Genomic DNA, 20,103 nt, shown 5'->3' on the forward strand with positions numbered 1-20,103 from the left:
TCTCCAGGAAACAGAAATTCAGGAAGGATGGATTTTTAAATGGCGCTGTGCGCGCTTTGGTCAAGCAACTCCGAGGACCTTATGCTGTCTCTCGCAGAATCAGGTCGATGAAGGGCGCTGCGAACTTCTCCAGCTTGGCTGCTCCGACACCGTGAATACCTGAGAAACTATCCTTGCAGGTCGGTCGCTTGGCGGCCATGTCGGCGAGGCTGCGGTCGGTGAAGACGACATAGGCCGGCACGTTGCCTTCGCGGGCGATTTCCGAGCGGAGTTGTTTCAGGGCCTTGAACAGTTTCAGCTCCGGACCGCTCATGGTTTCGGTCGGAACGCTGGTGGAGCGCGCGGTCTTTTCCTGACGTTCGCGGCGCAAGCTATCGCGACGGTAGCGGAAGGGCAACTCGCCGCGCAGCAGGGCATGACCCTTGTCGCTGACGGAGAGACCGCCGAAGCCCTGGATGTCGAGGGTCAGGAAACCGTTGGCGACGAGCTGGCGGATCAGGGATTGCCAGTCCTTCGCGTTGTGTGCGGTTCCAGCGCCATATGTCTCGACGCTTTCATGACCGAACTTGCGGATACGCTCCGTATTGCCGCCACGCAGCACATCGACGATATGCACCGTGCCGAAGCGCTCACCCGTGGCCTGAATGGTCTTTAGCGCGAGGACAGCTTCCTCGGTGCCGTCAACCAGATCCATCGGCTCCAGGCAGGCATCGCAATTACCGCAGGGCTCGGATTCTTCGCCGAAATAGCGCAGCAGCGACTGGCGCCGGCATTCCGCTGCCTCACAGTAGGCGATCAACGCGTCCAGCCGCTTGTGCTCACGCCGCCGCCGGTCGCCGTCCTCGTGCTCCTGATCGATGAACATCCGCCGCATGCGGATATCGTCGAGGCCATAGAGCATCAGGGCGCGTGCAGGCGCTCCATCGCGTCCGGCGCGGCCGAATTCCTGGTAATAGGCCTCAACGCTGCCCGGCATGTCCGTGTGCAGCACGAAGCGCACATCCGGCTTGTCGATACCCATGCCGAAGGCAATCGTGGCAACCATGATGACCGCGCTCTCAGACATGAAGACGTCCTGATTGCGGTCCCGCTCTTCCTTGGCCAACCCGGCATGGTAGGGCAGGGCATTGAAGCCTTTATCCCGCAGAAACGCGGCGGTTTCCTCAGTCTTTTTCCGGGAGAGACAGTAGATCACGCCGCTCTCACCCTCATGCATGCCGAGGAAATCCAGCACCTGGCGTTTCCAGTCCGAGCGCAAGGTCACATCGAGGCGGATATTCGGCCGGTCGAAACCATGCACGAACATCTCCGCATCGCTGCGGAACAGCTTCTCTGCAATGTCGAGGCGGGTTACCTGATCGGCGGTGGCGGTGAAGGCGGCAATCGGCACGTTCGGAAAGACGTCCCGCAGCCGGGCAAGATCATCATATTCCGGGCGGAAGGAGGCGCCCCATTGGGAAATGCAGTGGGCTTCGTCAACCACGAGGAAGGAGAGCGGCAGCTTGCCGATGGCAGCCAGCATCCGGTCCGTCATCAATCGTTCTGGTGAGAGATAGAGCAAATCGACCTCTCCGGCCGCGACACGGCGCCAGATATCGACATTCTCCGCCCGGTCTTTCGCCGAATTGATGGTCTCGGCCCGCACGCCCGCCAGTTTCAGGGCGGCGACCTGATCCTGCATCAGGGCGACGAGAGGAGAGACGACGACTGTCAGGCCGCCGCGGACCAGCGCAGGGAGCTGAAAGCAGAGCGATTTTCCGGAGCCGGTGGGCATCACCGCGAGGGCATTGCGGCCGCTCAGAATTGCGTCGACCACGGCCTCTTGGCCGGGGCGAAAGCCGTCGAACCCGAATATCCCCTTCAGAACGCGGTATTTCTCGCTCTCAGGGTCCGGGCGAACGGCATGCATCATCAGGAAACAAGTCCAAGTCTGGTGGGTGTGCGCGCCTTTTGCGCCAAGATCTTGTGATGTTGGTACAGGAGGACGGGCAGGCCCGCAACCATGTCCCGGCTCATTCCTGTGCTTCCGGATCGGAACCGAGGAGTGCTGCTGCCGGGGCCCCGATCAGGCTGATAAAAGCCTCGCGTACATCGGCGCCGCGTTTCTCGATGATCCGGTCCAGATCCTCGAAAGTTTCGACACGGGCAATTTTGGCGAGCCGCGTCTTGAGAGCCTCGGGGGCGGTTTCGGGATCGAACTTTTCTTCCACGGTGAGGCGGAGGACCCACTGGATCGCCCGCCAGAGCCGGGTCGTCGCCGACAGCCGGTCGGCCAGTTCTGTATCCATCAGGCCTTTTTCGGCCAGCCGGTCGAACACATCCGCCGTATTGCCGGTAATCAGGTCCGGGTGTTCGCGGCAATGTTTCAGCAACAGGTATTGCGCCAGGAACTCCAGATCCACCAGACCGCCCCGCCAATGCTTGATTTGCCAATGGGAGGTGGCGGCATGTTCTTTCGCGATCCGCTCCCGCATGACGGCCACCTCGCGCAACAGCCCGTCAGAATCGCGCGGGGCGCAAAGCACTTCCTTGAAAAGTGAATTGAGTTTGTCGGCGAGTGGCGGTGACGCGGCGATGACCCGGGCACGGGACATTGCCATTCGCTCCCACGTCCAGGCGTCCTCGCGATGGTATTTCTCAAAGCCCTCGTAGTTGGGCACCATGGTGCCCTTATTGCCGTTCGGGCGAAGCCTCATGTCGACCTCGAACAACCCGCCCTCTGCTGTCTGCGCTGTCAGGGCTGCCAGCAGGCGCTGACCGAGCCGGTTGAAATAGGTGCTTGCAGGCAGCGGTCTTTCCCCGTCGGATTCGGCATCGAACGGGGCGTCGTACAGGAACACCAGATCGAGGTCGGATCCGGCGGAAAGCTCCCGGGCGCCGAGCTTGCCATAGGCGATGACGGCAAGCGCAGGAAGCGGGCAGTCCGGGATTCTGCCGTGTTGCTTCGCGAATTCTGCCTCGACCCGTGGCAGCAGCACGGAAATGCCGGCATCGACGATGTCTGAAAGGCAGATGGCGGCGCGCGAGGCCGGGACGCGGCCCTGCATGACCTGAATGCCGACGAGGAAGCGCTGGTCGTTGATCCAGCGTCGGGAGATGTCGAGAACGTCCTCGTAGAAGGTTGCCCGTTTCAGGTCGCGCTCAAGTTCGGACGTAAGGCTGGCCCTGTCGCCCAGACGATCCGAGGGATCATGGGTCAATACACCTTCGAAGAGGGAGGGGTGCTGACCGAGCTGACGGGCGAGAGATGGCGCCATACCCATAATGTCCGCCAGCATTGCCAACAGGGGCGGATTGGCCTGGAACAGGGAGAAGAGCTGGACGCCGGCGGGCAGGCCTTCGAGGAAGCGGTCGAACCGCCTGAAAGCCTCGTCCGGTTCCGGTGCCTGTCCGAACGAGGACAGCAGCGCCGGAGCAATCTCCGTCAGGATCTGCCGGGACCGCTCGCTGCGTGTCGCCCGATAGCGGCCGTGATGCCAGGCGCGGATTCTGGTGGCAACGGAATCCGGGTCTCTGAAACCCATATCCGCCAGTGTTTTGAGCGTTTCCGGGTCGTTCTCGACGCCGGTAAAGACGAGACTGCCTTCGATCTCGTTGCCGGAGGAGAGCGGTGCGCTTTCCTCGAACAGGTGGCCATAATGATGGGCGACGGTGGAGAGCTGGTGGATCAACTCCCGGCGGAACCGGTCCGCATCGGCGATACCGAGGAAGCCTGCGATTTGTGCGAGGCCCTCGGTCGTCTCGGGCAGGGAATGGGTCTGGGCATCATCCACCATCTGCAGCCGGTGCTCGACCGTGCGCAGGAAGCGGTAGGCATCCATCATGGCCTTTGCGACGTCAGGCTTCACCCGGTCAAGCTGGACGAGCGCTTCCATGCCCTCGCTGGTCTTCATGCCGCGCAGCCGGGCATCGCGGCCGCCCCAGATCAGTTGCTGGGTCTGCACGAAGAACTCGATTTCGCGGATACCGCCGCGGCCGAGTTTCACATTGTGGCCCTCGACTTTGATCTTCGTCCCGCCCTTGTGGGCCGCGATCTGGCGTTTGATCGAATGAATATCCTCGATGGCCGCGAAATCCAGATGCTTGCGCCAGATGAACGGGCGGATGCGGGTCAGGAATTCTTCCGCCGCTTGTTTGTCCGACCCTATCGGCCGGGCCTTGATCAGCGCGGCGCGTTCCCAGTTCTGGCCTTGGCTTTCGTAATAGATTTCGGCCGCGGCGGTGGAGACGGCAAGCGGCATGGCGCTCGCATCGGGGCGCAGCCGCAGATCCGTTCGGAACACATATCCGTCGGACGTCCGCTCGTCGAGCATGCGGACAACCAGCCGGGTCATGGTGACGAAATGCTTCTGCAACTCGTCGACATCCTGATAGAGCGGGATTTCATTGTCGTAGAAAACGATCAGATCGATGTCGCTGGAATAGTTCAGCTCTCGGGCGCCGAGCTTGCCCATGCCGAGGCAGATCACGCCTGAGCCGTCGAGTATGTCATCACCGCCCGCAGCGGGGAATTTGCCGGTGCCGGTCTGCACATGCAGGGCGTGGCGCCAGGCAGTGGCAATAGCAATGTCGGCAAGTTCGCTCAGTGCCCCGGTCACCCGTTCCAATGGCCAAACCCGGGTGATGTCGGCAATGGCCGTGGTCAGGGAGTAGTGGCGCTTCAGAACCCGCAGAGCGGTCATCAGCTCGGCCGTGCTCAGGGCGGCGGGATCGAGAGCGTCGGCGTCCGCCTTCAGGCGTGCTTCGGTTGCGTCCGGCCCCTCTTCGAGAAGGGAGGCGGCGAATTCGATATCCCGAATCATCAGCCGGGTCAGATAGGGGCTGTTCGCAAAGAGCCCTTGCAACAGCCGTCCACCGTTCCGATGTTCGGCTATGAAGCGAGTCCGGTCGGCGAGGGGCTGGTCTGAAAGCAGGCCGGGCTGTTCCTGCCAGCGCTCCAGGCCGATACGGGCCGCCTCGGTATCCGTTATTTCCGGGAAATGCTCTATCTGGTCCAGAAACACCGACGCCCCCCAGCTGTGGTTAAACTTGTTGAAGGGTGCGCACGGTCAGGACGAACGTCAACCGGACAGACGCCCGGGTCACGTCGGATCACGATGATTTATCGTCTTTAACGTCGCCAGTCGGCATACCCTATGATAAGCGGAACAACCCTGAGCCAAGAGTGCCCCGCGTGCTGATACGAACCACCAAGATCGCCCTAGAAATCGCAGCTGCGATCTTTGCCGGTATCGTCGTGCTCGCGGCTCTGGTGTTCTGGCGCGCGAGCACGCAGCCGGTCCCTCTAGAGTTTCTGAAATCCCGGGTTGCCGAGGCTTTGATCCCTGCTGAACGCGGAACAGCGTCAATCGGCGAGCTCAGCATGGAATGGCGCGGCTGGAGCCGGCTTTTCGAAGTTCGGGTGACAAGCCTGCGCCTGAACAGTCAGTCCGGCGGTCTTATTCTGTTCGCTCCGTCCGCGGATATCGCCCTGTCCGGGCCGCAGCTTCTGCTCGGCGAGATTGCACCCGTCCATATTGCCGTTGATCAACCCGTGCTTAATCTGGAGCGCCGGGTTGATGGATCTTATGCGCTCTATGGCGCGACGCCGTCCGGCGGCGACGTGGATGTGGATGCTGGAAACCTGCTGTCAGTGCTGCAAGAGCCTCCGAAAAGCGGACGGCAAGGGCTGGCCGGCCTTGAGCGGCTTGAGAGGTTTTCCCTGAGACGCGCCACCGTGCGCGTGAAAGACGATGCCGGGCAATTCGGCAATATCAGGATGTCCGGATTCGACGGCACGTTCGAGCGTGAGCGTGACGGCTGGCGCGTTGAAGCGCGGGCTGATCTCACGGTAGGCGGAGACAGTGTCGAAATCCGAGGGGACGGCAACTATTTTTACCGGAGCCACACGCTCGACGGTGCCGTTCTGTTTCAGGGGCTGGCGCCGGATCTTGTGCTTTCCCGTCTTCCTGAACTCCCTGTAGATTTCTCGGTGTCGAGCAGGCTTAGCGGCAGCATCGCCTTTGCTCTGCAGGACTTTCGTGCGCTGGAAAGCATCGATGTGATCGCGACCGCGACCGACGGTGCGATTTCTCTCGGCTCCATTCTGCCGGCTCCTCTCCCTTATGACAGCCTGCGCTTCCAGATCGGCTATGACGGCCGCGAAGATTCTGTGGCACTGCGTAATTTTGTCCTCGAGAAAGGCGGCATGGTCGCCATCCTGCAGGGATCTCTCAAGGACTTGTCCAACCCTGTACTGGAGCTCTCGACGAAGATTTCCGGCCTGCCGGTGGACAACATCAAGGATTACTGGCCGCCGGAACTGTTCGAGATGGCGCGCGGCTGGACCACGCAAAATCTGCAGGATGGAATAGTCACGGAGATCACGGCCCGGGTCACCGGGAATATGGAAGTCGGCACCGAAGAAACCCGGTTCAGGGATGTCGCGGTCGATGGTGAGCTGGCGTACCAGGATGTCACGGTGCATTACCTGCCGCCGCTTCCGCCGGCACTCAAGGTCGGGGGCACGTTGAGCTTCACCGAGAAACGCCTCGATGCGACGGTGACGACGGGGCATCTCGACGAGGTCAAGCTGAAAGGGGCGAAGGTCTCGCTCACCGGTATTCATACGGTCAGCGACGATTACGCAATGATCGACGCCGAGATCGATGGACCAATCTCGGATATTTTACGCGTACTCGATACGGAACCTTTCGGCTACGCGCGTGCCCTGGGCCTTGCGCCGGATGAAGTTGTCGGAATCGCGAAAGGGCGGATGCATTTCGAAATGCCGCTTCTCCGGGTGATGACGTTCGACATGGTGGATCTGTCGGCGGAGGGGCAGCTGTCGGATGTCTCTCTGCCCACGCGGACGACCCGCTTGCCGTTCGAGCAAGGGGAAATGTCCCTGAAGCTCGACAAGAACGGCATGCTGCTGGACGGCAGTGGCGCGCTTTCCGGGCTGCCGATGCAGCTTGGCTTCCTGCAGTCCTTCGACAAGGAGGCCGAGATCCGCCGCCGGACTCATGTCATCGTCCGGCCAGACACGGACAAGCTGGCGGATCTGGGGCTCGACATCCGGCGCTTTGCCAGCGGTGAGGTAGAGCTCGATGCGACCATCGAAGAAGAAACCGACACCGAGGCGACGATCGACCTCGTCCTGGGATTGCAGAATACCGAACTTGAGGTTGCTGAACTGGCCTGGGAAAAGCCGTCGGGTTCTGCCGGAACATTGCGGGCCAGCCTGCAGACGCGGAACGATGTCCTGACATCGATCGACAGCTTTCAGGTCGCAACCGGCGATCTCGCCGCATCCGGTTCCGTTGAGTTTTCCGAACAGACGAATTTGCCGCGCCGTCTGACGGTCGAGCGACTCCAGCTCGGCAAGACTGATCTTTCAGGCGTGATCGCAGCCGATGGCACGGGCGGCTTCACCGCGAACATCAAGGGTCCGTTCGCAGACCTGCGTCCGCTTGTCGAACAGTTCGACGGGCATTCGGGGGACATAGATCTGCCGCTTGTCGTCAACGCACGGGTCGATCAGGTGCTGATCGGAAACCTCGATCCGATGCGCGATGTCACCGTGCTGCTGGAGAATGACGGAGCCGGGACTCTGTCCCTGGCGGCAAATGGTTTGCTCGGAACGGAGCCGGTCGATGTGATTTATTCGACCGCGAACGATAGCCCGCATTTCGAAATCAGCTCTCAGAATGCCGGGAACATGCTGAAATCGTTCGAGGGCTTCGATTCGATTACGGGTGGGAAACTTGCCGCTTCGGGGATTCGTGAGGAGCTGGACGGCCACATGGGGTGGAATGTCTCGTTGTCGGTTCGTGATTTCAATCTGGTCGATGCGCCGGTCATGGCCCAGTTACTGAGCGCCGCGTCAATTAGCGGGCTGCCCGCCGTCGTGCAGGGGCGGGGTATTAATTTTTCCAACCTCGATGTCAGCATGCATGTCTCAGAGGAGATGCTGGTTCTGGATCGGCTTTTGGCGCAGGGCGCTTCGCTCGGTATTTCTGCTTCCGGATCGATTGATCGCATCAAGGATGAGATGGACCTGACCGGTATGCTCGTCCCTGCATACGTGCTGAACGAAATTATAGGGTCAATACCGCTGATAGGCACGCTGTTGACCGGCGGCGAAGGCGAGGGGTTCCTGGCGTCGGAATTCGGGATCAACGGCCCACTGGAAAAACCGGTGGTATCGGTCAATCCGCTGACAGCACTGACACCGGGTATCTTCCGTAATCTGTTCCGACTGTCAGACGCGCCGCCGAAGGACCCGGAACCTGCGGAGCCTCCCCCGCAGGATACCAGCCCTTAACCTGCGGCAGAGCCGTAAATCAGGCTTCCAGCAACACGTGGCGCTTCTTCCCGGACGACAGCTTGATCACGCCATCGGCGAGATCGGCATCACCAAGCTTCAGCGTCTCGTCGGAGACCGCAACGTCATTGACCCGGGCGCCGCCATTCTTGATCAGGCGTCGGGCTTCGCCGTTGGTCGCGGCAAGTCCGGCAATGCGCAGGGCGTCGACAACCCAGAGGCCTTCGGAAAGTTGCGATGCCTCGACGGAGACGCGCGGCAGGCTATCGCCGAGAGTCCCTTGCTCGAATGTCTTGCGCGCAGATTCTGCAACCGTTTCGGCTTCTTCGCGGCCATGCAGCAGGGCCGTTGCCTCGTTCGCGAGCACCTTCTTGGCGTCGTTCAGCTCGGCGCCTTCCAGTTTCTCAAGCCGGGCGATCTCGTCCAGCGGCAGCTCGGTGAAGAGACGCAGGAACTTGCCCACATCGGCATCTTCAGTGTTCCGCCAGAACTGCCAGTAGTCGTAGGGGGAGAGCCGTTCCTTGTTGAGCCAGACGGCGCCTTTCTCCGTCTTGCCCATTTTCTGGCCGGAGGCGGTGGTAAGCAGCGGCGTGGTTAGGCCGTACACTGACTGCTGGTCGACACGCCGGGTCAGCTCGACGCCATTGACGATGTTACCCCACTGATCCGAGCCGCCCATCTGCAATTGGCAGCCGTAGCGCCGACGCAGTTCCAGGAAGTCGTAGGCCTGCAGGATCATGTAGTTGAATTCGAGGAAGCTCAGTGATTGCTCGCGTTCCAGGCGCGTCTTCACGCTGTCGAAGCTGAGCATCCGGTTGACCGAGAAATGCTGTCCGATCTTGCGCAGGAACGGGATGTATTCGAGCCCGTCCAGCCATTCGGCATTGTCGCACATGATCGCGTCGCTGGTTTCCTCGCCGAAGCTGAGAAAGCGCTGGAACACGGTCTTGATGCCGGACTTGTTGTGCTCGATGTCATCGTCTGACAACAGCTTGCGGGCCTCGTCCTTGAAGGATGGGTCGCCGATCTTGCTGGTGCCGCCGCCCATCAGCACGATCGGGCGATGGCCAGACCGCTGCAGGTGGCGCAGCATCATGATCTGGATGAGGCTGCCGACGTGAAGGCTGTCCGCTGTGCAGTCGAAGCCGATATAGGCAGTCACGACCTTGTTGTTCAGCATCTCGTCGAGTGCGTCATTATCGGTGCATTGATGGACGAACCCGCGCTCGCTCATGGTCTGCATGAAGCCCGATTTGAACTGGCTCATGGTCGTGTTCCCGGTGAAGATGTGTCAGAATCCAAGGCGCGAGCACTTAGCACATGGCCACCCCGGCCTCAACCGGAACCGCCGTATTGTGGGGCTTTGTGCGTTCGAGAATGAGTTTTCGCGGAGATATCGGGGTGAACGGGCAGAAGACATACCGGGCAATCGGCCTGATGAGCGGCACCTCGATGGACGGGATCGACGCGGCTCTGATCGAGAGCGACGGTGACGGTATGGTGATCCGGTGCGGCTTTCTCAGCATGCCCTATCCCGACGATTTCCGGGCTCGCCTGCAATCTGTCATGGGCAATGTCGGCGATGTGGCCGGTGTTGCATTCGAATTAACCGAGCGTCATGCGGAGGCGGTTTCCGCCCTGCTTGCCGCCGAAGGTGTGGCCAGCACCGAGATCGATGTTATCGGCTTTCACGGACAAACCATCCTGCATGAACCGGAGCGGCGCCGGACGGTCCAGATCGGGGCGCCGGACGTGCTTGCGCGCACGACCGGCCGGCCTGTTGTTTTCGATCTGCGGCTTGCCGATGTCGCCGCCGGTGGAGAGGGCGCGCCGCTTGTGCCGGTCTATCATCGGGCGTTGACGCGACGGCTCGGCTCTACCGTCGCGGTGCTTAATCTTGGAGGTGTGGGGAACGTTACCTGGATCGATGGAGATGAAAGCGCCGGCCCGGAAGCAATGCTGGCTTTCGATACAGGCCCCGCGAATGCTCTGGTTGATGATTTCGTCCGGGCGCGGCGTGGCGAGCGTTTTGATGCCGGTGGCACCTTGGCGGCAAAGGGGCTGGTCGACGAAGCACGTTTGGCGGATCTGCTTTCCGATCCGTATTTTGACCGCCAGCCTCCGAAGTCTCTCGACCGGGATCATTTCGCGCGTCGCGCGATGGAGGCTGTTGTTGGTCTGTCGGACGAAGATGGCGCCGCGCTGCTCACAGCATTCTCGGCGGCCTCGGTCGCTCTGGCCGGGCGCTGGTTCCCGCATGCGGCCTCACAATGGGTCGCCTGTGGCGGCGGCCGTCACAATGCGACACTCATGACCATGCTGGCAGAGCGTCTGAATGCGCCCATTGTCGCGGCGGATGATCTTGGCTGGAATGGCGATGCCGTCGAGGCCGAGGCCTTCGCCTATCTGGCAATTCGCAGCCTGCAGGGAAAGCCGTTGACCTTCCCAGGCACGACCCGTGCGCCGGTGCCGCTGTCAGGCGGCACCTTGCACAGGCCGGATTGAGTCGCCGGCTTTATTTCGACGCGGCGGGAAGCTGCTCGCTCTCCGGCAAGGATTTGTTCAGGTAACCGGTGACGGCCTTATTCACGTCTTCTAGGTGCTTGGTGAAATAATGGTTGGCGTTTTTCACCACGACATGGTCGATGACGATGCCCTTCTGGGCCGACAGTTTGTCCACCAGCTTTTTCACGGAATCCGGCGGGACAACATCGTCGGCATCGCCGTGTACCATGATGCCCGAGGCAGGGCAGGGGGCGAGGAAGGTGAAATCGAACATGTTGGCCGGCGGGGCAATCGAGATGAAGCCGGTGATCTCCGGGCGGCGCATCAGAAGCTGCATGCCGATCCAGGCGCCGAAGGAAAAGCCGCCAACCCAGCAATAGGGCGCGTTAGGATTGTAGGTCTGCAGCCAGTCCAACGCCGAGGCGGCATCGCTGAGTTCGCCTTCGCCACGGTCGAACACACCCTGGCTTCGTCCGACTCCGCGGAAATTGAACCGCAAGGTCGAGAACCCGCGGTTCACGAAGTTCTGGAACATGGAATAAACGACTTTGTTATTCATGGTCCCGCCATGCTGCGGATGCGGATGCAACAGCAGGGCGATGGGAGCATTTTCTTTCTTGCTGTGGACGTAACGTCCCTCAAGGCGCCCCTCGGGACCATTCATAATGACTTCAGGCATACGATCCGTTCCTCAACCGCCGGTATTCCGGCTCACCCGATCCGGTCGGGCGGATAACTGCTGACTACTCTTGGCGAGCATATCAGGGTAATCCGTCTCTATCCCGGTTTACATTTATTGCGCATTAGCTGTAATCTCAATCTAACAGCAAGAGTCTGGCTTTAGCTTACTCGGGCTGTAAGATTCAAGTGTAGCATTGCAGCCCGTACGCGGATGCATAGGTCGATGCGCACTGTGACCATAGAAAATAGGTCGCTATTTCGTAATTGAACGGACGGGACCTCCGTTCTGCTGCAACGTTCACCGTTTGTTGGGGCCTCGGTGAATTGTGACCATATCGGCACGGGGGTCGAATAACGTGAAGTTCAGTACTAAAGGGCGCTACGCAGTCATGGCTGTCTGCGACCTGGCCCGACATGATGATGGTCGGCCGGTCTCTCTCGCCGAGATAGCCTCGAGACAAAAAATCTCAGTTTCATATCTTGAACAAATGTTCGCGCAGCTTCGCAAGGCCCGGTTCGTAAAGAGCGTACGGGGGCCGGGTGGCGGCTACCTCCTCGCGATAGAGCCGGCGCAGATCAAGATCTCCGAAGTTATGACGGCGATTGAGCACCCGGTGCGGGGTAACCAGGACGACGATGGCATGTTTGCAACCCGGGGATGTTCGGACGATCCGACGAAGCCACTCTGGGAAGAAGTCGGGCGTCAGGTTCTCGGCTATCTGGACAAGGTGACCGTTGCGGATCTGATGACGGGGCGCGTGCCCCACTGACGCGCTCCCTCCTTGACGGTTTTGTCCCGCCTGCTTATCCCGGCTGAGCGATGGGCCGGGATTTGGGGCAACAATGTCAGACAGAGTCTATGCGGACTACAATGCGACAGCGCCGCTAAGGGATGAAGCCCGCAGCGCGATGATCGGCGCGATGGATGCCGTTGGCAATCCATCCTCCGTTCACGGAGCGGGCCGGGAGGCCCGTGCGCTAATCGAGATGGCCCGCCGCCAGGTGGCCGGCCTGATCGGTGCGGCGCCGCAATCGGTCGTGTTCACCAGCGGCGGCACCGAAGCCTCCGCCCTGGCTCTCAAAGGCTGCGGGCGGTCCCGGATTATTACCAGCGCCATCGAACATGAAGCGGTCCTCGCGGCCGTACCGGAGGCTGTCCGATTGCCAGTGGATGCACAAGGCGTTCTTGACCTTGATGCCCTGCAAGCAGCGCTTTCAGGTGGCGGAGCGGACTGTCTCGTCTCTGTGCAATGGGCGAACAATGAAACCGGCGTGCTGCAGCCAATCGATCGAATTGCCGAAATAGCTCACGAACACGGAGCTCTTTTTCACAGCGATGCGGTGCAGGCTGCGGGCAAGATTCCCGTCGACATGAAAGCCGCCGGCGTCGATCTGCTGTCTCTGTCCGCTCACAAAATGGGCGGCCCGGCGGGTGTCGGTGCCCTGGTGGTGCGCGAGGGCCTGGACCTCAAGGCTGTTCAGTCCGGTGGCGGGCAGGAGAAGGGGCGTCGCTCGGGCACGGAGAACAAGATTGGTATTATCGGTTTCGGTGCTGCGGCTGAAGCCTCTCTCGCTGCGTTAGAGGATTGGTCGCGTGTCTCGGCTCTGCGCGACCGGTTCGATGCGGCTGTTCGGAAGGCCGGGAACGGCGCCCGGATCTTTTCGTCGGGAGCAGCGCGCCTGCCCAATACCAGTTGCGTGTCGATCAGCGGTGCCAGGGGGGAGACGCAGGTGATTGCGATGGACCTTGCCGGGATCGCCGTCAGCTCGGGCTCTGCCTGCTCGTCCGGTAAAGTCCGGCCCAGCCATGTGCTGGACGCCATGGACCCGGGCTCCCCGGATGCGGAGACCGCAATTCGTGTTTCGATAGGATGGGAAACCACAGAAGAAGATATCGACAGGCTTGTCGCGGCGTGGTGCGATTTGTACAACCGTTCGTCAGCCGACCAACAATAATCCGCTGGATAAGCGGATATCGAACGGAGAGTGATTTGCCCCGTATGACATTCATCGGCCGTGACGGTACCCGTCAGGAAGTCGATGCACCGCTCGGATACACGCTGCTGCAGATCGCGCGCGAAAACGATGTCGATATCGAAGGTGCCTGCGAGGGATGTCTCGCCTGTGCGACCTGCCATGTCCACGTCGCTCCGGAATGGTATGAGAAGGTACCGGCGCCGAGTGATGACGAGGAAGACATGCTCGATCTTGCCTTCAATATTGTGGACACGTCCCGCCTCGGCTGTCAGATCCGGATCACGGAAGAACTCGACGGTCTGGTCGTGACCTTGCCGCCGGACGGCACGGCGTGAGCGAGACCCTTGTCCCTGAAGGCGGCTTCCTTGGCCGGCTGATCGCCTCCGCGCCGGATGCCTGGCAAGCCTATACCGCGCACCCCTTCGTCGTGGGCATGGCGGACGGCACATTGCCGGAAGCGGCGTTCAAGCATTATCTGGGGCAGGATTACCTGTTCCTGATCCATTTTGCCCGGGCTTATGGCCTTGCTGTCTACAAGGCGGATCGGCTTGAGGACATGCGCGCAGCCTCCGCCGTCATCTCCGGTATTCTCGATGTGGAGATGGACCTGCATGTAAAATATTGCGCCGGGTGGGGGCTGACCGAGGCGGAGATGGCCGCACTGCCGGAAGACCCGGCCTGTATGGCCTATACACGCTACGTGCTGGAGCGCGGCATGGCGGGTGACATGCTCGACCTGCATGTGGCGCTGGCGCCCTGCGTGGTTGGCTATGGCGTGATCGGTGCTCAACTTGCGGCAGACCCGGCGACAAAGCGGGACGGCAATCCCTATCTCGCCTGGATCGAGATGTATGCGGGCGAGGAATATCAGGATGTCGCGCGCGGTGCTGCGGCGCATCTCGACGCGCTCGCGGCTCGGCGCGGCGGGGAAGACCGGTTCGCTGAACTTGCCAAAACCTTCGAGGCGGCAACCGTGCTGGAGCGGGATTTCTGGCAGATGGGACTGAATGCCGTCTGATCGAAACACAGCCATGCGCTGAGTTTTCTTGTTTCCGCCGCCGCTTTTCCTATATTGCGCCCATTATGACAGCACACACGCTCAACTCGCTCGGCATTGCCAAGGCCCCGAAGGACACGCGGGTCGTCGTCGCCATGTCCGGCGGTGTCGACAGCTCCGTGACCGCGGCGCTGATGGCTGAGCAGGGTTACGATGTCGTCGGCATCACACTGCAGCTCTATGACCACGGTGCGGCTCTGGCCAAGAAAGGCGCCTGCTGTGCTGGGCTCGATATCCATGATGCGCGCAATGTCGCTGATGCTCTGGGCTTCCCACACTATGTGCTCGATTACGAGAGCCGGTTCCGCCAGGAAGTGATCGACGATTTTGCCGACAGCTATCTGCGTGGCGAGACTCCGATCCCCTGCGTGCGCTGCAATCAGACCGTAAAGTTTCGCGACTTGCTGGCGACCGCACGGGAGTTGCAGGCCGATGTGCTCTGCACCGGTCATTATGTGCGCCGGATCGAGGGAGAGAACGGGGCGGAACTGCACCGCGCCATCGATCCGCAGAAGGATCAGAGCTATTTCCTGTTCGCCACCACGCGAGAGCAGCTCGACTTTCTGCGCTTCCCGCTCGGCGGCATGGAAAAAGAGGAAACCCGCGAGCATGCGCGCAGGTTCGGCCTTGCCATCGCGGACAAGCCGGACAGTCAGGATATCTGCTTCGTGCCTAACGGGCGCTATGCCGAACTGGTCGAGAAGCTGCGCCCCGGCGCGGCCGAACCGGGCGAGATCGTGCATCTCGACGGCACCGTTCTCGGGCGCCACAAGGGCATCATTCACTACACGATCGGTCAGCGGAAAGGCCTCGGTATTGGTGGCCGCCGCGACGAGGACGGCAATCCGGACACAGACGCGCTCTATGTGGTCCGGCTCGATCCGGCGGCAAGCAAGGTGGTGGTCGGCCCGCGTGAGGCGCTGGGCCGCGAGATCGTCTATGTGGACCAGCTGAACTGGCTCGGCGATGCCCTGCCGGGAGAGGCCGGCATACCGATCGAGGTGAAGCTGCGCTCCGCTACCCGCCCGGCAACGGCGCGGATCTATTCGGACAGCGAAGGACGGGGCCGCATTCTGCTCGATACGCCACAGCATGGTATCGCGCGGGGACAGGCCGCTGTCTTCTACACGCCGGGCGAATCGACACGCGTACTCGGTGGCGGCTGGATTACCGGCACCGAAGAGAGTGCCGCCGCAGCCTGACCCCCGTCAGAAGCCCGAAGAGCATCAGCTCAGGAATTTGATCAGCGCGAAACCGCCGACCAGAAGCAGGAAGCCGGCGGTGGTCCAGAGCCCGAGATTTTTCTCGATGGTCTTCTGCACGGCCGGCCCGAATTTCCAGCACAACGCGGCGACGAGATAGAACCGGATGCCCCGGGCCAGCACCGAGGCGATGACGAAGACCGCAAGATCGAGATGGGCCACGCCGCTGGCGATGGTGATCACCTTGTACGGAAACGGCGTGATCCCGGCACCGAACACGATCCAGGCGCCCCATTCATTATACTGATCGGTGAAGGAAGCGAATTTCTCCGCATAGCCGTAGAATTCGAGCAATGGCAGGCCGATAGCCTCGTAAAGCAAGGCTCCGATAGCATAGCCCAGCAGGCCGCCGAGGACGGAAGCGATGGTGCAGATGCCCGCCGCGCGCCAGGCATTGCGCCGGTCGGCCAGAACCATCGGGATCAGCATGGTGTCCGGCGGGATCGGGAAGACCGAGCTTTCGATGAAGGAAATCAGCGCCAGCCAGTAATTTGCCCGTTTGTGCGCGGCGGCCCGCATCAATCGCTCGTAGGTCGCTTGCAGCATGCTGTCAGATGTCCCGGAAATCGGGCCGGGTTCCTTCCGGCGCGACGAACGATTTAGCAGTCGTTACGGTTGCCGTGCAAGTTGCCGGTTGCGGATTGACCGGCCCCTGCTTTTGGCTATTATGCGCGCTCCTCGCCAAGCGGGGCCCCTGTGGCGGAATCGGTAGACGCGGCAGATTCAAAATCTGTTTCCGGCAACGGAGTGGGAGTTCGAGTCTCCCCGGGGGCACCATTTCATATCAAACAGTGCTTTCCCTCTGGCTGGATTTTTAATCGGCGCAGGCGATTGTAGCCGGGTTAATGCCGGTATTGCGCCGGGCACAGACCATGGCCCGATAGACGCGCGCGAACAAAGGCTCCAACTCGTTGCGGGCCTCGTCGAAGCCGGACCATTCCTCGAGCGCGGCCCAGATCATTTCCGCGGTGACCTCGATATCGGTAACGGCCGCCCGGTCGTGTCCTGGCGGACACGCCGGTGCGGCGATTTCATTCTCGATTTTATGCATGTCTCGCTTTCACCAGGACTAGAAGCGATAGCCGACGAAAAGTCCGGTCATGAACGCATCCGCAGAACCTTGTTCATCCACGATCGGGCTGTCGGCGGCATCGCCAATGAGGCGGCTGTATCCGACCATTCCGGTGACGTTCCAGTTCTCGGTCACTGCGTAACTGACACCGAGGGAAAGGCTGACATCCTTGAAGCCAGCTTCGGCGCTGTACTCCCGGTAGCCACTGCGGAGCGACTGGCCTGCGTCGATCCCGAAGAAAGATTGGGTGTAGTCCTCGTCCGCCCAGGTCGTCGCGATTCCAGCTTGCATGGACCAGCTGTCGTTGAAACGGTGCCTGTATCCGCCTTCAAGCTCGACGGTCATGCCTTCATGCCCGTCGCCGACATCCTGGAACGCCTTTATTCCGGCCGAGTACGGGCCGTTGTCATAGCTGATGAAGCCGCCAACCTCCGCGGAACCGTCGACACTGCCAAGCCCTTTCAGCGCATCATTGTCATCGTCGTCCCGTCCCATCTGGTAGCGCAGCAGAGGGCCGATCTTGAGCTGGTCGCCCGGCCGGGGACCGTCCCAGATGAACAGGTTGGCGCCAAGCGACGGCCCATCCAGAAAGATGCGGTCCTTGTAGCTGATATTGACCAGAGGCAGTGGGCTCACCTCGTAGTCGTCGCTGCCTTCATAGTCGGGTTTGACCATGGCGCTGGCGCCGATCTGGATCTCCCAGTCGGATGCGGGTTCCTCCGCCAGGACACTGCAGGAGCCGCCCAATACCGCCAAGCCGCTGACCATCAGGATCTGGGCTGTCAGGCGGGCGCCGACCGCTTTAGTAATATGCCATCTCATGTCGAAAATCCGTTCGCTGGGTGTGTCGCGCAGAAAACCTACGCAAGGCACCGCCGGAACGTGTGTCGGCCCCGTATCAATGTGTTTCAGAATGTTGCAGTGCGATCCTGATGGGAGAGGAATGGGCTAGTGTCTCAAACAGACGGAGAGACCGATTGATTCAGAGCAGCAACCCCCAGGGCGGCGGGACACATGTCCTTGTCGTCGATGATGATCAGCGCATCCGCACGATGCTGGCGCGATTCCTGGTCGATCACGGGCTCCGCGTCAGTCAGGCGCGTAACGGGGTGGAAATGTTTGAGGTGAGCGCCAACGCGCGGATCGACATGATCATTCTCGATATCATGATGCCGGGAGAAGACGGTCTGTCTCTTTGCCGCCGGATGCGGGCGGAAAGTGCGGTGCCGATTATCTTGCTGACCGCGATGAACGCCGACACCGACCGCATCATCGGGCTGGAAATTGGCGCCGACGATTACGTGGTGAAACCATTCAATCCGCGCGAGCTGCTGGCTCGTATCCGCGCCGTTACCCGACGGATGATGGCGGGTAGTACCATTCCGCAACATCGCGGGAGCGCGACTTACGAGTTCGAGGGCTGGGTGCTGGACGCCAATCGCCGGACGCTGGTTTCACCCGGCGGTGCGTTAACGGACCTCACGAGTGGCGAGTTTGATTTGCTGTTGGCCTTCCTTGAGCATCCGCAGCGTGCATTGAACCGCGACCAGCTTCTCGATCTTGCACACGGCAGGTCTAGTCAGGCTTACGACCGCAGTATCGACGTCCAGATCAGCCGGCTTCGCCGCAAGATCGAGGCGAACCCGCAGAGCCCTGTCTTCATCAAGACGGTTCGCAACGAGGGGTATTTTTTCACCGCTACAGTCACAGCCTCACCCATGGCCGGGGATGAGCGATAGCCAATCAAGAAGAGAGCCACCCTATGCGTATACCTTTCTGGTCCCGCCTGCGCCTTGCCCCGCGGATCGCCATTGTCATCGTCCTCACGCTGGTCGCGACAACGGCAACGGACAAGATTATGGGCATGGTGATCGGCATGCCCGACGTCCTGTTTTTTGAGAAGACCTGGCTGGTCGATACAGTGGCCGAAACGGTGCAACGCGCCGAGCAAACCGATGGGGACGAGTGGGTTGTGGTACGGGAGACCCTGCCGGCAGCCCAATGGCTTGATTTCGTGGAGACTGTCGAGCCGTCGATAACCAATCAATGGGAGCAGGATGCATTCGGAATCTTCCGGGAAGATCTGGCCCGGCGTCTTGGTGTCCCGGTTGATGATGTGCTTGTGCGGACAGTTGATACTGAGGGACCCGAGCGCGCCCTGACACCGATCGTGATCATACTCGAGAGCATTCCGATGTTGATCACCAATCTGATAGACGACAATATCGACAAGATGGTCGTCGAGCATATGCGGATCGCTGTCCGGCTTTCGTCTGGTGGCTGGCTCACGATCTCACCCAAGAGCGACGGGCTGGAAGCTGCCCGCTTCGTCCGTAACCTGCTGGTGCCGATCGCGGCCATTCTGCTGATTTGCGGCCTGTCGATTTGGGTGGCGCGCAGCATTGCGCGGCCGTTGACCGATCTCTCCGCCGCTGCGGAACGTCTTGGCCGGGATCGCGAGCCGACGCTGCTCGGCAATTACGGAAGCCCCGAGCTGGAGGCGATCGCGGACTCTTTCAACGAGATGCAGCATGAACTGAAGCGTTTCGTCGACGACCGCCTTCAGATGGTCGCCGCCATTTCGCACGATCTGCGAACACCGCTGACGCGGCTCCGGCTTTTCGCGGAGTATCTTCCGGATCAAGAGCAACGGCGCATGGTATTGGCCGATATCGGTGACATGGAAGCAATCGTCAGCTCGACAATGACCTTCGCAAGCCATCAGCTCAACAAAGAGCGGACTGGTACGGTCGACCTGGCCTCGCTCCTGATCAGTATCTGCGACACGGCATCCGATGCCGGCGGCACGGTTACGTATGACGGACCGGACCATGCACCCGTTTCCTGTCAGCCGGTGGCCATTCGCCGTGCTTTTACAAACCTGATCGACAACGGGTGTAAATACGCGACTTCAGTGCGTGTGACGCTCAGTGTTACCGCTGAATTGGTTCGAGTGACGGTGTCGGACGATGGGCCGGGTATTCCCGCTGAACAGGTCGAAGCTGCTCTCCGTCCCTTTGTCCGGCTGGAGGCTTCGCGCAACCGCGATACCGGAGGCAGTGGCCTCGGCCTCACCATCGCCGATGAGGTTGTTCGTGCTCACTCCGGGATGTTGACCTTTGCGCCGGTAGCACCGCACGGCCTGGAGGTCACTGTGACGTTGCCTCGGCTTTCTTAGCGGCTGTTCTGCCGATTAAGGCTCATTGCGAATGTGAGGAACGGTCTCTGCGATGCCATTTGCCGA

Annotated in this window: 16 protein-coding genes and 1 tRNA gene; 10 read left to right on the top strand and 7 right to left on the bottom strand. The window is 60.9% G+C overall.

Annotated features, from left to right (window positions below):
- Positions 1-79 precede the first annotated feature (79 nt).
- Both recQ and K328_RS21985 read right to left on the bottom strand, forming a co-directional pair.
- Positions 80-1,912 carry a DNA helicase RecQ gene (recQ, locus tag K328_RS21980; RefSeq protein ID WP_051284256.1) on the bottom strand — a complete coding sequence of 611 codons (1,833 nt, stop codon included), beginning with the start codon at positions 1,910-1,912 and terminating at the stop codon, positions 80-82.
- Positions 1,913-2,012: 100 nt separating this feature from the next.
- The gene (locus K328_RS21985; protein WP_051284258.1) at positions 2,013-5,003 is read right to left on the bottom strand and encodes a bifunctional [glutamine synthetase] adenylyltransferase/[glutamine synthetase]-adenylyl-L-tyrosine phosphorylase; all 2,991 of its coding nucleotides are present in this window, start codon (positions 5,001-5,003) and stop codon (positions 2,013-2,015) included.
- A gap of 170 nt (positions 5,004-5,173) precedes the next feature.
- Here K328_RS21985 and K328_RS0101010 point away from each other — a divergent pair, with 170 nt between their 5' ends.
- Positions 5,174-8,305: a YhdP family protein gene (locus tag K328_RS0101010; protein WP_028464373.1), complete on the top strand. Its 3,132-nt coding sequence runs from the start codon at positions 5,174-5,176 to the stop codon at positions 8,303-8,305.
- A gap of 19 nt (positions 8,306-8,324) precedes the next feature.
- On the opposite strand, the gene tyrS is transcribed toward K328_RS0101010, so the two are convergent.
- On the bottom strand, positions 8,325-9,572 hold the full coding sequence (tyrS, locus tag K328_RS0101015) for a tyrosine--tRNA ligase (protein ID WP_028464374.1): 1,248 nt from the start codon (positions 9,570-9,572) through the stop codon (positions 8,325-8,327).
- A gap of 110 nt (positions 9,573-9,682) precedes the next feature.
- Here tyrS and K328_RS0101020 point away from each other — a divergent pair, with 110 nt between their 5' ends.
- On the top strand, positions 9,683-10,810 hold the full coding sequence (locus K328_RS0101020; protein ID WP_051284260.1) for an anhydro-N-acetylmuramic acid kinase: 1,128 nt from the start codon (positions 9,683-9,685) through the stop codon (positions 10,808-10,810).
- Between the two features lie 10 nt (positions 10,811-10,820).
- Here K328_RS0101020 and K328_RS0101025 read toward each other — a convergent pair whose 3' ends face one another.
- A complete protein-coding gene (locus K328_RS0101025; RefSeq protein WP_028464376.1) occupies positions 10,821-11,489 on the bottom strand; it encodes an alpha/beta hydrolase in 669 nt (222 codons plus the stop codon).
- Between the two features lie 358 nt (positions 11,490-11,847).
- Between K328_RS0101025 and K328_RS21990 the strand changes: the two genes are divergently transcribed.
- From K328_RS21990 to mnmA, 5 genes are all read left to right on the top strand, one after another.
- On the top strand, positions 11,848-12,261 hold the full coding sequence (locus K328_RS21990; RefSeq protein ID WP_036552993.1) for an Rrf2 family transcriptional regulator: 414 nt from the start codon (positions 11,848-11,850) through the stop codon (positions 12,259-12,261).
- A gap of 73 nt (positions 12,262-12,334) precedes the next feature.
- Entirely contained in the window at positions 12,335-13,447 is a 1,113-nt protein-coding gene (locus K328_RS0101035) for a cysteine desulfurase family protein (protein ID WP_028464377.1), read from the top strand.
- A 35-nt stretch (positions 13,448-13,482) separates the two neighbouring features.
- The gene (locus tag K328_RS0101040; RefSeq protein WP_028464378.1) at positions 13,483-13,803 is read left to right on the top strand and encodes a 2Fe-2S iron-sulfur cluster-binding protein; all 321 of its coding nucleotides are present in this window, start codon (positions 13,483-13,485) and stop codon (positions 13,801-13,803) included.
- Positions 13,800-14,486: a thiaminase II gene (tenA, locus tag K328_RS0101045; RefSeq protein ID WP_028464379.1), complete on the top strand. Its 687-nt coding sequence runs from the start codon at positions 13,800-13,802 to the stop codon at positions 14,484-14,486. The genes K328_RS0101040 and tenA overlap by 4 nt, the downstream gene beginning before the upstream one ends.
- A 65-nt stretch (positions 14,487-14,551) precedes the next feature.
- Positions 14,552-15,727, top strand: a complete 1,176-nt coding sequence (gene mnmA / locus K328_RS0101050; protein WP_028464380.1) for a tRNA 2-thiouridine(34) synthase MnmA — start codon at positions 14,552-14,554, stop codon at positions 15,725-15,727.
- A gap of 24 nt (positions 15,728-15,751) precedes the next feature.
- On the opposite strand, the gene K328_RS0101055 is transcribed toward mnmA, so the two are convergent.
- A complete protein-coding gene (locus K328_RS0101055; RefSeq protein WP_028464381.1) occupies positions 15,752-16,333 on the bottom strand; it encodes a YqaA family protein in 582 nt (193 codons plus the stop codon).
- 144 nt (positions 16,334-16,477) lie between these two features.
- On the opposite strand from K328_RS0101055, the gene K328_RS0101060 reads away from it, so the two are divergent.
- A tRNA-Leu gene (locus tag K328_RS0101060) sits at positions 16,478-16,564 on the top strand.
- Positions 16,565-16,601: 37 nt separating this feature from the next.
- Here K328_RS0101060 and K328_RS0101065 read toward each other — a convergent pair.
- Both K328_RS0101065 and K328_RS21995 read right to left on the bottom strand, forming a co-directional pair.
- Positions 16,602-16,838 carry a hypothetical protein gene (locus tag K328_RS0101065; RefSeq protein WP_028464382.1) on the bottom strand — a complete coding sequence of 79 codons (237 nt, stop codon included), beginning with the start codon at positions 16,836-16,838 and terminating at the stop codon, positions 16,602-16,604.
- A gap of 18 nt (positions 16,839-16,856) precedes the next feature.
- Positions 16,857-17,681, bottom strand: coding sequence for a MipA/OmpV family protein (locus K328_RS21995; protein ID WP_051284262.1), 825 nt, complete (start codon positions 17,679-17,681; stop codon positions 16,857-16,859).
- Positions 17,682-17,911: 230 nt separating this feature from the next.
- Here K328_RS21995 and K328_RS0101075 point away from each other — a divergent pair, with 230 nt between their 5' ends.
- On the top strand, positions 17,912-18,598 hold the full coding sequence (locus K328_RS0101075) for a response regulator (protein ID WP_051284726.1): 687 nt from the start codon (positions 17,912-17,914) through the stop codon (positions 18,596-18,598).
- Positions 18,599-18,621: 23 nt separating this feature from the next.
- Positions 18,622-20,037 carry an ATP-binding protein gene (locus K328_RS25475; protein ID WP_051284265.1) on the top strand — a complete coding sequence of 472 codons (1,416 nt, stop codon included), beginning with the start codon at positions 18,622-18,624 and terminating at the stop codon, positions 20,035-20,037.
- The last annotated feature ends 66 nt before the right edge of the window (positions 20,038-20,103 follow it).

Source organism: Nisaea denitrificans DSM 18348 (genome assembly GCF_000426505.1).
GTDB lineage: Bacteria > Pseudomonadota > Alphaproteobacteria > Thalassobaculales > Thalassobaculaceae > Nisaea > Nisaea denitrificans.

Excerpts from the sequence above, each read along its gene's own strand:
- tyrS (WP_028464374.1), bottom strand. The coding sequence starts at position 9,572 with ATGAGCCAGTTCAAATCGGGCTTCATGCAGACCATGAGCGAGCGCGGG.
- mnmA (WP_028464380.1), top strand. The coding sequence starts at position 14,552 with ATGACAGCACACACGCTCAACTCGCTCGGCATTGCCAAGGCCCCGAAG.
- K328_RS21995 (WP_051284262.1), bottom strand. The coding sequence starts at position 17,681 with ATGAGATGGCATATTACTAAAGCGGTCGGCGCCCGCCTGACAGCCCAG.
- K328_RS0101025 (WP_028464376.1), bottom strand. The coding sequence starts at position 11,489 with ATGCCTGAAGTCATTATGAATGGTCCCGAGGGGCGCCTTGAGGGACGT.
- K328_RS0101020 (WP_051284260.1), top strand. The coding sequence starts at position 9,683 with ATGAGTTTTCGCGGAGATATCGGGGTGAACGGGCAGAAGACATACCGG.
- K328_RS0101075 (WP_051284726.1), top strand. The coding sequence starts at position 17,912 with ATGCTGGCGCGATTCCTGGTCGATCACGGGCTCCGCGTCAGTCAGGCG.
- K328_RS0101065 (WP_028464382.1), bottom strand. The coding sequence starts at position 16,838 with ATGCATAAAATCGAGAATGAAATCGCCGCACCGGCGTGTCCGCCAGGA.
- K328_RS0101035 (WP_028464377.1), top strand. The coding sequence starts at position 12,335 with ATGTCAGACAGAGTCTATGCGGACTACAATGCGACAGCGCCGCTAAGG.
- K328_RS0101055 (WP_028464381.1), bottom strand. The coding sequence starts at position 16,333 with ATGCTGCAAGCGACCTACGAGCGATTGATGCGGGCCGCCGCGCACAAA.
- recQ (WP_051284256.1), bottom strand. The coding sequence starts at position 1,912 with ATGATGCATGCCGTTCGCCCGGACCCTGAGAGCGAGAAATACCGCGTT.
- K328_RS25475 (WP_051284265.1), top strand. The coding sequence starts at position 18,622 with ATGCGTATACCTTTCTGGTCCCGCCTGCGCCTTGCCCCGCGGATCGCC.